The organism is Roseivivax sp. CAU 1753, from assembly GCF_054482575.1.
In genome coordinates this window covers 1-12,571 of record NZ_JBTLRF010000016.1, presented here as the reverse complement: position 1 = coordinate 12,571, position 12,571 = coordinate 1, and the positions used below count along the sequence as shown (strand labels likewise).

Genomic DNA, 12,571 nt, shown 5'->3' with positions numbered 1-12,571 from the left:
CATGGTGCTGCTGTCCTTCATCATCGGTGTGATTGTGACCCTCGCGGGGGTCTGGCTGGTGCGTCGGCAATTTGCCTTCGCCGGGCAGAAACCCGAATTCTACGACGACAAGCTGCCGATATTCGACGTGAAGACGCACATCAACGGACCGATGATCTGCGAGGGCGTGATCTATGGGCCGCTCGGTCGCGTCACCTCTCGCTTCGTGGCGGATTTCGACACGCACTGGACCGGCAATGACGGGGTCATGCGCGAGGCTTTCCGCTTCGACAGCGGCGAACGGCAGGATCGGTCGTGGCATCTGACGCTGAACGACGACCGGACGGTGACCGCGAAGGCCGATGACGTCATCGGGGCTTGCCTCGGCCACCAGACCGGTGCCTCCATGCGGCTGAAATACAGGATCAGATTGGAAGAAGACGCTGGCGGTCATTTGCTGGACGTGGTGGATTGGATGTATCTGACGCCGAACGGCACCATCATTAACCGCAGCCAGTTTCGGAAATACGGTATAAAGGTTGCCGAATTGGTCGCGACCATGCGCCGAAAGGAGATTTCGTGAAAGACTGGGTTGGAAAACGTTACTGGATCGTCGGGGCAAGCGCCGGGCTGGGCTCTGCGATTGCGCATCAGCTAAGCCGGGTCGGCACCAAGCTGGTTTTGTCCGCACGCGACCGCGACGCGCTTGAAAGTCTCGCGGCGGAACTGCCCTCGGACGCGGAAGTTGTGACGCTGGATGTCACCGACGATCAGTCCTGCAAAGACGCGGCGGCCGCGGTTGGCGATGTGGACGGCATCATCTTTTGCGCGGGCGTCTACTGGCCGTTCGCGGCACAGGACTGGGACAGCGAGAAGGCGATGACCACGGGCGAGGTCAACTACCTCGGCGCGATGCGATTCCTGGGCCACGTGGTGCCCCGCATGATCGAACGGGATCACGGACATATCGTCATGGTCGGGTCGCTGACCGGTTTCCGGGGGCTGCCCGGGTCGTTCGCCTATACCTCGTCCAAGGCGGCGGTGATGTCGCTTGCGGAATGCCTGCATGCGGACCTGCGCAAGACCGGCGTGCAGGTGCAACTGCTCAGCCCCGGCTTCGTGAAGACGCGCCTGACCGACAAGAACGATTTCGACATGCCGCAACTCATGGAGCCGGAAGACGCGGCGCGCATCGTGTTCGAGCATATCAATTCGGACCGCTTTGCGCGTTCTTTCCCGTTTCCCTTCGCCTGGGTCTTCAAGATCGGGCGCATTCTGCCGCAAGGGCTCTATTACCGCCTGTTTTCCTGACCCCGCCTGCCGGACCGCCGGACCGCCGCTTGCCTTGGCAAGCCGTGCAACGGCCGGTCCGGTCCGGGGGCAGGGCTAGCGCAGCGCCCGCCCCTTGATGATCGCATCCGGCCCGAATCGTTCGCGGATGCGGTCCGTGGCCCGTTCGGCGTCGCTGCGTCTGGCCGCATCCGGGTCAAGCAGGTCGGGGGTGCGGTCGGCAGCGTCTTCGGCGCAAAGCTCCGACAGCCCCACGCCCAACAGACGGTACGCGCCGCGGCTTTCCAGCTGGTCGAACAGGGCGCGGGCCTCGCGGTAGATCCGGTCGGCAATCTGGGTCGCGTCGCGCAGGGCGTGCCGCCGGGTGATCAGCGCGAATTTCGCGGTCTTCAGCTTCAGCACGATCACCCGCCCCGCCAGCCCCTTGGCCTTGGCGCGGTCGGCCACCTTCTCGGCCATGCGCCAAAGGTGGCCGTCAAGGATGTCCGGGTCGGCAGTATCGTCGTGAAACGTTGTCTCGTTCGAGATCGACTTCACAGGGTTGCGCGCCGAAACGCGGCGGACATCCTCGCCTCGCGCCAGATGATACAGCCGCGTGCCCATCGACCCGAATCGCGCGGTCAGATCGCGCGCGTCCCAGCGCAGCAGGTCGTCGAACGTCCGGATGCCCGCTCGGTCAAGCGAGTCCTGCGTCGCATTGCCGACACCCCAGATCATCCGCACCGGCTTATGGCGCAGAAATGCCTGCGTCTCTGCCGCTCCGATCACCGCGAATCCGAATGGCTTGTCCAGATCCGACGCGATCTTGGCGAGAAACTTGTTATGCGACAGCCCGATGGATCCGGTGATGCCCAACTCCGCGCGCATCCGCCTGACCAGCCCCGCGACCATCACCGCGGGCGGGCGACCATGCAGTCGTTCGGTGCCCGAAAGATCGAGGAATGCCTCGTCAAGCGACAAGGGCTCGACCGCGGGGGTCAGCGCCAGCATCATGTCGCGGATGGCCCGGCTGATCTCGGCGTATAGCTCCATCCGGGGTTTGATCACCACCGCGTCGGGGCACAGCTTCAAGGCCTGGAACATCGGCATTGCGGACCGGACGCCCTTGATCCGCGCCACGTAACATGCGGTCGACACGACCCCGCGGCGCCCACCCCCGATGATCACCGGCTTGTCGGCCAGCGCGGGATTGTCGCGCTTTTCGACGGAGGCGTAGAAGGCATCGCAATCCATATGCGCAATCGACAGGCTGCGCAGTTCGTCATGGCGCACCACCCGCCGCGACCGGCAGGCGGGACAGCGCGGTCCGGCGTCGAACTCGGTCAGACAATCGCGGCAAAGGGCGGGCATGTTCGGAATTTCGGCCAAATGGGTGTATGATGACAAGATGCGTGCCCAGCCGGGAGGGATCAACATGCAAGACGGGTTTCACGGTGCAAAGCTGATGCTGACGTTGGGGCCGCACCTGGTTGTGCTGCGCCGCGATTCCGATCCGACGATCCCGTGGTCCGGATGTCTCGATTTTCCGGGCGGCGCGCGTCAGGGGGCGGAAAGCCCGCTGCAATGTGCCCTGCGGGAAACTCTGGAAGAGACCGGTCTTACAGTCCCCGAGGATGCGATCATGGCGTCGCTTGCGCGGCGGGACGCCCGTGGCATCGGCTGGTTTTTTCGTGCGATCTGCCCCGAAGACTGGGCGGGAATGATGCGCAAGGGCACCGAAGCAGAGGCACTTTTCCTCATGTTGCCAGAGGCTTACCTGAACGCCACAGACGCCATCCCGCATTTTCGCACGGTCTTGCAGCATTTCGTCGGCGCACCCGCGACCGAGTGACCGACATGCGCCCGGGCGTCAAAGGCAATGTGGGAAAGGGTACTGTGGGAAAAGTTGCCGGAACCGAGGGGAAGGCTCGGTTCCGGCAGGCAGGAGGTCAAGGGACAGGGACAGGGACTGACCTCCATGGGGATATGGTAAGAACGCCGGTCAGGCCGCCTTGTTCCAGACCAATCCAAAAAAATCCCGGGCTTTTTCAAATGGCGTGGTCGAAACCACGTCGAGCCGGTGCGTGGCGTCCTTTGACGTCGCGCAAATCATCGATCGCAGGTCGTTCCCTTGCTGATGGGCAAGTGCCGCGCGGGCCATCAGCCCATGGTGTACGAGGTCGTCGGAGATGTTCAGGGGGGCGGGATACTGCACCGGATAGCGCATGTCGCCGTTGACGGTGGAAATGGTTGCAAGTGCCTCGAACGCCTCTTGCGCGGCGTTGTAGCTGACTTGCCCGAGCTTGGGGGTTTCGGTCTGCATGATAGCCTCATTGGTTTCTTGTTGAGGTATCAACGCCGTAACCCTGTGGATAGTTTCATCCGTGGCAATCTGTCGCAGTGATCAGCGCAATTCCTCGAGGATCGCCTCGGCGGCCTCACGCGGCGATGCGGCCTGCCAGATCGGTCGACCGACGACGATATGGTCCGCCCCGTCCGAAATCGCCTGCGCCGGGCTTGCCACCCGCTTCTGATCCCCAAGGGCGGCCCCTGCGGGCCGCACCCCCGGCGTCACGATCAACTTGCCCGCCGCTGTGCCAAGCGCCCGGATCCGCGCCGCTTCCTGCGGCGAGGCGATGATTCCGTCGGCCCCGGCCTCGAACGCCCGCTCTGCGCGTTCCACGACCAGATCGGCCATGGCGCCATCGCGGATCATGCAATCGTCCAGGTCGGTACGATCCAGCGAGGTCAGGATCGTCACCGCGAGGATCCGCGTCCTGGTGCCCGAAGCTCCCTCCATGGCGGCGCGCACCACATGCGGGTCGCCATGCACTGTCAGGAAATCTATATCGAACTGCGCCAGGCCGCGCACCGCATTCTCGACCGTCTGACCGATATCGAAAAGCTTCATGTCAAGGAAGATCTGCTTGCCGTGCTCCTGCTTGAGCTCATTGGCCAGCGCCAGCCCGCCCCCGGTCAACATCCCGAGCCCGATCTTGTAAAAGCTTACCGCGTCGCCGATGCTTTCGGCCAGCTTGAGCCCGGTCAGCGCGTCGGCGACATCGAGGGCCACGATCAGTCGGTTATCGGTCATGAAAACTGTGGCCTTTTCCTGGTTGTCTGTGCCTCCGATAATCGGGATCGGGAACAGAATCTACCCATGGGTCGTTCCGTCTGTGGGTCAACATTTGCGCAAGCCAGGGAGTGACAGGATGTCCGACGAGAATTCGACAGGAAAAACCGAAAGCGGAGCGGCGGAAAAGAAGCCGACCACCGCCGAGCAGACGTCCAAGGGCAAATCTGTCCAGAAGCCGTCGAATGCGGCACCGATGACGCTTGGCGCCGTAACCGTCGGGGTTATCGCCGTCGCCCTGATATGGGCGCAGATGGGCGGTGACGACGACACTGTCGAAGTCGCGGCGAACGAAACCCAGATGGCAGCGGCAGAGATCCCGTCGGAACCCGAGGCCGACGCGCCGATGGACGACACCGCCGACGCGACAGACGACAGCGAGGCCAGCGACACCGCAGAAGACACAGCAGAAACTGAGGCTGAGGCTGAGGGTGATATCGAAGTGGCCGAGGCGGACGGCGATGCGCCCGAAACCGAAGTTACCGAGGAAGCGACAGACGACGCCGCAGCAGAAACGACCGAAGTAGCGGACTCGACCTCCGGCGTAGATGAAAGCGCGGACGCCCCTGCCGAGGATACCGGGACAGAAGAGACCGCGCAGGCACCTGAGGGCGAGACTGGCGACGAGGCCGACAGCACCGAGAGTGCAGAAGCGGATAGCGCGGACGCCTCTGCCGAGGATGCCGGGACAGAAGAGACCGCGCAGGCACCTGAGGCTGCATCCGGCGACGAGGCCGACAGCACAGAGAGTGCAGAAGCGGAAAGCGCGGAGGCCCCTGCCGAGGATGCCGGGACAGAAGAGACCGCACAGGCACCTGAGGCCGAGACTGGCGACGAAGCCGACAGCACAGAGAGTGCAGAAGCGGAAAGCGCGGAGGCCCCTGCCGAGGATGCCGGGACAGAAGAGACCGCGCAGGCACCTGAGGCCGCCACCGGCGACGAAGCCGACAGCACCGAGAGTGCAGAGGCGGATAGCGCGGAGGCTCCTGCCGAGGATGGCGAGACAGAAGAGACTGCGCAGGCACCTGAGGCCGACACCGGCGACGAGGCCGACAGCACCGAGAGTGCAGATGAAAGCGCGGAGGCCCCTGCCGAAGATGCCGAGACAGAAGAGACCGCGCAGGCACCTGAGGCTGCATCCGGCGACGAAGCCGACAGCACCGAGAGTGCCGATGCGGATAGCGCGGAGGCCCCTGCCGAGGATGCCGGGACAGAAGAGACCGCGCAGGCTCCTGAGGCCGCCACCGGCGACGAAGCCGACAGCACCGAGGGTGCAGAAGCGGACAGCGCGGAGGCTCCTGCCGAGGATGGCGAGACAGAAGAGACCGCGCAGGCACCTGAAGCCGAGACTGGCGACGAGGCCGAGAACACCGACGCTGCAGAGGCAGAGATGGCGTCGGACAGCAGCGACGAAGAGGCAGCCGCCGACGATGAGGCAAGCGACGATGCGGCGGCGGAACTCAGCAACGCGCAGATCGAAGAGCTGACGGCCATCGCGACAGAGGCCGCCCGGGCAGCCCGCGCCGCACAGGACGCCGCCGACAACGCGCGCACCTCGGCATCCGAAATACAGGCCGCCGCCGACGCTGCCGCAGACGCTGCCGAGAAGGCCGCCGATGCTGCCGCAGAGGCCTTTGACCGGCTGCGCGAGGCCAGTGAAGCCATTGGATCAACTGGAAATTCCGGCTCCGACTGAACGTCACTGCTAAATCATCGGAAGGGCATCCCGCTGGGGTGCCCTTTTTTAATGTGCCATTCTTGCATCACGGAAATTTGTGCCCATTTTAGACCAGAGGCTCCACACCGGATGTGCCGCTCGGCGGGCATCACCACAGATGGGGCGCTTGTAAAAGGAGAGACCCTATGAACTTGGAGAAGTTCACGGAACGCGCGCGCGGATTCATTCAGGCGGCGCAGACGATCGCGATGCGCGAAAGCCATCAGCGGATCACCCCCGAACACCTGTTGAAGGCCCTTCTGGACGACGATCAGGGCCTGGCCACCAATCTGATCACCAGCGCGGGCGGCGCACCCGACCGCGTCCGTCAATCGCTTGAACTTGCCATCGGCAAGATGCCGAAGGTGACGGGCGATGCTGGCCAGGTGTTTCTCGATTCCGCCACGGGCCGCGTGCTGGACGAGGCCGAGAAGGTCGCGACCAAGGCGGGCGACAGCTTTGTGCCGGTCGAACGGATCCTGATCGCCCTGGCGATGGTGAAAAGCCCCGCGAAAGACGCGCTCGATGCGGGCGCTGTCACGGCGCAGAACCTCAATGCCGCGATCAACGACATCCGCAAGGGTCGCACCGCCGACAGCGCCAACGCCGAGGAAGGTTATGACGCGCTGAAGAAATACGCGCTCGACCTGACCGAACGGGCAGAGCAGGGCAAGATCGACCCGATCATCGGTCGCGACGAGGAGATTCGCCGCGCCATCCAGATCCTGTCGCGCCGCACCAAGAACAACCCTGTCCTGATCGGTGAGCCGGGCGTCGGAAAGACCGCCATCGCCGAGGGTCTTGCGCTGCGCATCGTCAATGGCGACGTGCCGGAAAGCCTGCGCAACAAGCGTCTGATGGCGCTCGACATGGGTGCGTTGATCGCCGGTGCGAAATACCGCGGCGAATTCGAGGAACGGCTGAAGGCCATCCTCAAGGAGGTTGAGGCCGCGGCGGGCGAAATCATCCTGTTCATCGACGAGATGCACACGCTCGTCGGTGCGGGCAAGGGTGACGGCGCGATGGATGCGTCGAACCTGCTCAAGCCCGCCCTTGCACGCGGTGAATTGCACTGCATCGGCGCGACTACGCTGGATGAATACCGCAAGCACGTGGAAAAGGACGCGGCACTGGCCCGGCGCTTCCAGGCCATCGTGGTCCAGGAACCGACGGTCGAGGACACCATCTCGATCCTGCGCGGCATCAAGGAAAAGTACGAGTTGCACCACGGCGTGCGCATCTCGGATTCGGCGCTGGTGGCCGCGGCACAGCTGTCGCATCGCTACATCACCGACCGGTTCCTGCCCGACAAGGCCATCGACCTGATGGACGAGGCGGCATCGCGCCTGCGCATGGCCGTCGATTCCAAACCCGAAGAGCTCGACGCGCTCGACCGTCAGATCCTCCAGCTTCAGATCGAGCAGGAGGCGCTGAGGAAAGAGGACGACGCCGCGTCCAAGGACCGTCTTGCCAAGCTGGAAAAGGATCTGGCCGACCTGCAAGAGCAGTCGTCCCAGATGACCGCCAAGTGGCAGTCCGAGCGTGACAAGCTGGGCCGGGCACGCGACATCAAGGAACAGCTCGACCGCGCCCGCGCCGATCTCGAGATTGCCAAGCGGAACGGTGATCTGGCCAAGGCCGGTGAGCTGTCTTACGGCGTGATCCCGGGTCTCGAAAAGGACCTGACCGACGCCGAAGGTGCCGAGGACGAGGACGTGATGGTCGAAGAGGCCGTGCGCCCCGAACAGATCGCCCAGGTTGTCGAACGCTGGACCGGTATCCCGACCTCGCGGATGCTTGAAGGCGAACGCGAAAAGCTGCTGCGCATGGAAGAGGGCCTGCACAAGCGGGTCATCGGTCAGAACCTCGCGGTTCATGCGGTGTCGAATGCCGTACGCCGGGCGCGCGCGGGTCTCAACGACGAGGGCCGTCCCCTGGGATCGTTCCTCTTTCTCGGGCCCACCGGCGTCGGCAAGACCGAGCTGACCAAGGCGTTGGCGGAGTTCCTGTTCGACGACGACAACGCGATGGTGCGCATCGACATGTCCGAGTTCATGGAGAAGCACGCGGTGTCGCGTCTGATCGGTGCGCCTCCGGGCTATGTCGGCTACGACGAAGGCGGCGTGCTGACCGAAGCCGTGCGGCGGCGGCCCTATCAGGTGGTGCTGTTCGACGAGGTTGAAAAGGCGCATCCGGATGTCTTCAACGTGCTGTTGCAGGTGCTGGACGATGGCGTGCTGACCGATGGTCAGGGCCGCACCGTCGATTTCAAGCAGACGCTGATCGTGCTGACCTCTAACCTCGGCTCGCAGGCGCTCAGCCAGTTGCCGGAAGGCAGCGACAGTGCCACTGCCAAGAAGGACGTGATGGATGCGGTGCGGGCCCATTTCCGGCCCGAATTCCTCAACCGTCTGGACGAGACGATTATCTTTGACCGTCTCAAGCGCGAAGACATGGCAGGTATCGTCGACATCCAGTTGGCGCGTCTCGTCAAACGCCTTGCCGGGCGCAAGATCGAACTGGAGCTGGACGATGCGGCGCGGGCCTGGTTGGCCGACGAGGGTTACGACCCGGTCTTCGGTGCCCGGCCCCTGAAGCGGGTGATCCAGCGCACGTTGCAGGATCCGCTGGCCGAAAGCCTGCTGGCCGGCGATATCCCGGACGGTTCGATCGTGCCAGTCTCGGCCGGTGCGGACGGGCTTATCATCGGCGACAAGATCGCGGCATCGAATCGCCCCCGCCCGGATGACGCGGTCGTTCACTAATCCGACCGCCAGAAGCTGACTGACGCCCCGCCGGAAACAATCTGGCGGGGCGTTTGCGTGCGACCGCTGTGCGGGCAGGCATATTGGGCGCGAAATCCTGCGCATCACACGATTAAGAGCGGTGACCGCCGCGTGGATGCTGTACATTGTGCGTGCGTGCCGACCACCGCTGATTTCGTGACTGGCACCCGCATTTTTCTGGAGGAGCATTATGGCTCGCCGCTATTTCCGTTGTCCGAACTGTACGCACAGACTGCGTTTCAACACATCCGAATGCAGCGTTTGCGGCGCGCCGACGCCAATGCTCAACCGCCTGCCGGTGCTGTTGATTCTGGTCGCGGGATGCGTGGCGATCATCTTCGGCGTCGCGCGAACGGTGGTCTGACGCGCCGCGTTCCGCACGGGTCCCTTCGGCGCAACCTTCCTTATCATGATGGTCACTCCGGCGGTGCGGTCTGTGCATGCACTTGCCGGTCATGGACAAAGGGGCAGCGTGAAGGCTGCCCCCTGTCGTCTTACATGTCGGGCATGATCACCTGATCGATCACATGGATGACCCCGTTCGAGGCTTCCACGTCAGCGGCAACCACGGTCGCGCCGTCGACCATGACGGTGTCGCCGTTGATCGAGATCTCGACAGTGCCACTCTGCACGGTCTCGGCTTCCATGCCATCGTACAGATCGCCGGACATCACCGCGCCGGACACGACGTGATAGGTCAGGATCGCGGTCAGCTGGTCGCGGTTTTCTTCCAGCAGCAGCGTCTCGACGGTGCCCTCGGGAAGGGCGGCGAATGCGTCGTCCGTCGGCGCGAACACTGTGAAGGGGCCATCGCCCATCAGGGTTTCGGTCAGACCGGCGGCTTCGACGGCGGCGGCCAGCGTGGTGAAGCTGCCATTCTCGGCGGCAACCTCCAGAATGGTCTTCTTCTCGGCATGGGCTGCGGCGAAAGCGGCGCCGCCCATGGCGGCAGCGGTGGTCGCGGTCACTGCCAGTGCGAGGTAGGTTCTGCGAAACATCGTTCACTCCTTGGGTTCTGAACGATACGCCCTTGGCGCATCTGAAAACCGATACGACCCCGATGCGGGGATGGATCACCGAAACCGGTCCTGAAATCAGCGTGTTCGGGGGTTGACCAAAATCGCCCGCGGCCCAAGCCCCGGACATCCGATGTGTCGACTGAACAGTGCGTGAAGATATGTCAGCGCGAAGTGATCAGTTCAGCCCGATCGCGGTGCGCGCGATATGGTCGAGCAAATCCTCGACCTCCTGCATCGGCCCTTCGGGAAACGCCCGGAAGCCGATGGTGGTCCTGTCGGGCGTGTCGGTGGTGACCATCACGAAGATATCGTAGGGGCAGAAGGCCAGGTTCAGCGGATCGGCCTTCATCATCTTGCGCGACACCAGCGCCGAGCAGAACGAAAACACCTGCGCATTCCGGTAGATCGGTGCGTCCGCGCCCAGATCCCCGCCCGTCCGCTCCAGCATTGTGCCGACCGAATGCACGCTGTCGACCATGAGACCCTGGCCCAGGATCGCGTTCTCCAGCCCGAAGACGACATCGTCAAAGGTCTTTTCGGTTTCGTACGATATGACCTGCTGCGCCTGGGCAACGCCGCCCAGGACAGCCAGAACCATGGCCAGACGCCACATTCGATCTCTCCCCGAGATGCAGGATAAGTCCCGCGCATTCCTTATGCACCCCGAACGGCATTGTCGCAAATGCTCAGGCGACACCGCGAAGGCCTCCGGCTTCGTTACAACGGGACCACGCAGATTTGACGCGCCTTCATTTGGTTCTGGCCCCTCCGGCGACTAGGTTGCGGAAGACCTTAAAGGAGCATCCCGATATGGCTTACCGCTGGAACAACAATCTGACCCGGGCAGATGTCACGCCCGAGCCGGTGTTCCTGAACCGCCGACAGATCATGGCCGGACTTGCGGCGGGCACCATAGCGGGTGCCCTTCCTGCGAGCGCCCGGGCGCAGGACATGGCCGCGCCGAACACCTGGGAAGAGATCACCAGCTACAACAACTACTATGAGTTCGGCACCGGCAAGGAAGACCCCGCACGCCACGCCGACCAGCTGACAACCGATCCGTGGTCCGTGACCATCGACGGGCTGGTTGACCGCCCCGGCGCGTATACCTTTGCGGATATCATGTCGCAAATGACCGTCGAGGAACGCATCTACCGCTTCCGCTGCGTCGAGGCCTGGTCGATGGTGGTGCCCTGGAACGGCTTCGAGCTCAGCGATCTTCTGGATATGGCGGGGGTTCAGTCGGGTGCCCGCTACGTGGCCTTCGAGACTTTGCTGCGCCCCTCCGAGATGCCGGGCGTCGCGCGCCCTGTCCTCGACTGGCCCTATGTCGAAGGTCTGCGCCTCGACGAGGCCCGCCATCCCCTGACCCTGATGGCGACCGGGATCTACGGGCGCCCGATCCCCAATCAGAACGGCGCACCCCTGCGCCTCGTGGTGCCGTGGAAATATGGCTTCAAGTCGATCAAGAGCATCGTTCGCATCACCCTGACCGAAGAAGAGCCACCCACAAGCTGGAACCAGGCCAATCCGCGCGAATACGGTTTCTACTCGAACGTGAACCCGCAGGTGGACCACCCGCGCTGGTCGCAGGCGACCGAACGGGCGATCGGCGGCGGGCTGTTTTCCAAGCGCACGCCGACGCTGATGTTCAACGGCTATCAGGACGAGGTCGCGTCGCTGTATGACGGCATGGACCTGACGGAGAACTTCTGATGCGCGCGGTCAGCCGGATCTTCGGGGCCGGGGGCGGCTGCCGCGCATGACATTGGTCGACCGGACAAACCGGCTGGCCAGGTGGCTGCCGATCTGGGCGGTCTATCTGACCGTAGCCGCGCCCGCGCCCTACTTCTTCTATCTCGGCCTGACCGGCGGTCTTGGCGTCGAGCCGATCAAGGCGCTTGAGCATGAATACGGTGAGTTTGCCCTGAAGCTGCTGATTGCCGGGCTCTGCGTCACGCCGTTGCGCCGACATCTCGGTGTGAACCTGCTGCGGTTTCGCCGGGCGATCGGACTGCTCGCGTTTTTCTATCTGACATTGCATCTGATGGTCTGGCTGCTGCTGGACGTGCAGATCGCAGGCCAGATCTGGGCCGACATCCTGAAGCGTCCATATATTACCATCGGCATGGCGGGATTTCTGCTGCTGGTGCCGCTGGCGCTAAGCTCGAACAACTGGTCGGTGCGTCGACTTGGGCCGCGTTGGCGCCAGCTGCATAGGCTGGTCTATCCGGCGATCCTGCTGGGCGGCATTCACTTCGTCATGCTGCGCAAGGGCTTCCAGCTTGAACCGCTGATCTACCTCGCGATCATCGTCGTTCTGCTCGCGATGCGACTCGATTGGCGGGCGGTTCCCGGGCTCAGGCGCGCCTGAGGGCCATTGGTGCCGCCCCTTGGCGCCGCACTGCGGCAAAGCGAGGGGGCGGGTCCCGGAAAGCGGGTAACTTCATTGCGTATTGACGCAGGGTCCGCGAAAGGAACTGGCGCCAAACCCATGAAAACAGAAGATTTTCAGGTTATTCGAGAAAAATGGCGATTTCACGGTTTTTCTGCTTGCGGGTTTTGGTGTGGGACCGTAGAAGCCCCTTCACCGGCGGCGCTGAGGCGCGGTTGGGACGCCAGACGGGGCGGCGCTGCGGTGGAGACGCCGGGGGTTGCCTGCGGGGCG

The 12,571-nt window shown here is 63.7% G+C and carries 13 protein-coding genes; 8 read left to right on the top strand and 5 right to left on the bottom strand.

Annotated elements, in window-relative coordinates; genetic code table 11:
- Nucleotide 1 precedes the first annotated feature (1 nt).
- Entirely contained in the window at nucleotides 2-562 is a 561-nt protein-coding gene (locus ACXYMN_RS18930) for a DUF3833 family protein (RefSeq protein WP_459015557.1), read from the top strand.
- Nucleotides 559-1,290 carry an SDR family NAD(P)-dependent oxidoreductase gene (locus ACXYMN_RS18925; protein ID WP_459015555.1) on the top strand — a complete coding sequence of 244 codons (732 nt, stop codon included), beginning with the start codon at nucleotides 559-561 and terminating at the stop codon, nucleotides 1,288-1,290. Before ACXYMN_RS18930 ends, ACXYMN_RS18925 begins: the two co-directional genes overlap by 4 nt.
- A 75-nt stretch (nucleotides 1,291-1,365) precedes the next feature.
- Here ACXYMN_RS18925 and ACXYMN_RS18920 read toward each other — a convergent pair whose 3' ends face one another.
- Nucleotides 1,366-2,619 carry a DNA polymerase IV gene (locus tag ACXYMN_RS18920; protein WP_459015553.1) on the bottom strand — a complete coding sequence of 418 codons (1,254 nt, stop codon included), beginning with the start codon at nucleotides 2,617-2,619 and terminating at the stop codon, nucleotides 1,366-1,368.
- On the opposite strand from ACXYMN_RS18920, the gene ACXYMN_RS18915 reads away from it, so the two are divergent.
- Nucleotides 2,618-3,100 carry an NUDIX domain-containing protein gene (locus ACXYMN_RS18915; protein ID WP_459015552.1) on the top strand — a complete coding sequence of 161 codons (483 nt, stop codon included), beginning with the start codon at nucleotides 2,618-2,620 and terminating at the stop codon, nucleotides 3,098-3,100. The genes ACXYMN_RS18920 and ACXYMN_RS18915 overlap by 2 nt on opposite strands.
- Before the next feature lie 150 nt (nucleotides 3,101-3,250).
- On the opposite strand, the gene ACXYMN_RS18910 is transcribed toward ACXYMN_RS18915, so the two are convergent.
- Nucleotides 3,251-3,571 carry a hypothetical protein gene (locus tag ACXYMN_RS18910; protein WP_459015550.1) on the bottom strand — a complete coding sequence of 107 codons (321 nt, stop codon included), beginning with the start codon at nucleotides 3,569-3,571 and terminating at the stop codon, nucleotides 3,251-3,253.
- Nucleotides 3,572-3,652: 81 nt separating this feature from the next.
- The gene (gene pyrF, locus ACXYMN_RS18905) at nucleotides 3,653-4,342 is read right to left on the bottom strand and encodes an orotidine-5'-phosphate decarboxylase (protein ID WP_459015548.1); all 690 of its coding nucleotides are present in this window, start codon (nucleotides 4,340-4,342) and stop codon (nucleotides 3,653-3,655) included.
- Nucleotides 4,343-4,460: 118 nt separating this feature from the next.
- On the opposite strand from pyrF, the gene ACXYMN_RS18900 reads away from it, so the two are divergent.
- From ACXYMN_RS18900 to ACXYMN_RS18890, 3 genes are all read left to right on the top strand, one after another.
- Nucleotides 4,461-6,077 (top strand): hypothetical protein, encoded by a 1,617-nt coding sequence (locus ACXYMN_RS18900; protein ID WP_459015546.1) that lies wholly within the window; start codon nucleotides 4,461-4,463, stop codon nucleotides 6,075-6,077.
- Nucleotides 6,078-6,244: 167 nt separating this feature from the next.
- The gene (clpB, locus tag ACXYMN_RS18895; RefSeq protein WP_459015545.1) at nucleotides 6,245-8,863 is read left to right on the top strand and encodes an ATP-dependent chaperone ClpB; all 2,619 of its coding nucleotides are present in this window, start codon (nucleotides 6,245-6,247) and stop codon (nucleotides 8,861-8,863) included.
- 211 nt (nucleotides 8,864-9,074) lie between these two features.
- A complete protein-coding gene (locus ACXYMN_RS18890; RefSeq protein WP_459015544.1) occupies nucleotides 9,075-9,248 on the top strand; it encodes a hypothetical protein in 174 nt (57 codons plus the stop codon).
- Nucleotides 9,249-9,378: 130 nt separating this feature from the next.
- Here the strand turns inward: ACXYMN_RS18890 and ACXYMN_RS18885 are convergent, their stop codons facing one another.
- A complete protein-coding gene (locus tag ACXYMN_RS18885) occupies nucleotides 9,379-9,882 on the bottom strand; it encodes a fasciclin domain-containing protein (protein WP_459015542.1) in 504 nt (167 codons plus the stop codon).
- Nucleotides 9,883-10,078: 196 nt separating this feature from the next.
- Complete coding sequence (locus ACXYMN_RS18880) at nucleotides 10,079-10,516, bottom strand: DUF302 domain-containing protein (RefSeq protein WP_459015540.1); 438 nt, start codon at nucleotides 10,514-10,516, stop codon at nucleotides 10,079-10,081.
- Nucleotides 10,517-10,713: 197 nt separating this feature from the next.
- On the opposite strand from ACXYMN_RS18880, the gene msrP reads away from it, so the two are divergent.
- Together msrP and msrQ are read left to right on the top strand one after the other, a co-directional pair.
- Entirely contained in the window at nucleotides 10,714-11,619 is a 906-nt protein-coding gene (msrP, locus tag ACXYMN_RS18875) for a protein-methionine-sulfoxide reductase catalytic subunit MsrP (RefSeq protein ID WP_459015538.1), read from the top strand.
- A 46-nt stretch (nucleotides 11,620-11,665) separates the two neighbouring features.
- The gene (msrQ, locus tag ACXYMN_RS18870) at nucleotides 11,666-12,277 is read left to right on the top strand and encodes a protein-methionine-sulfoxide reductase heme-binding subunit MsrQ (protein ID WP_459015537.1); all 612 of its coding nucleotides are present in this window, start codon (nucleotides 11,666-11,668) and stop codon (nucleotides 12,275-12,277) included.
- Nucleotides 12,278-12,571: the final 294 nt, after the last annotated feature.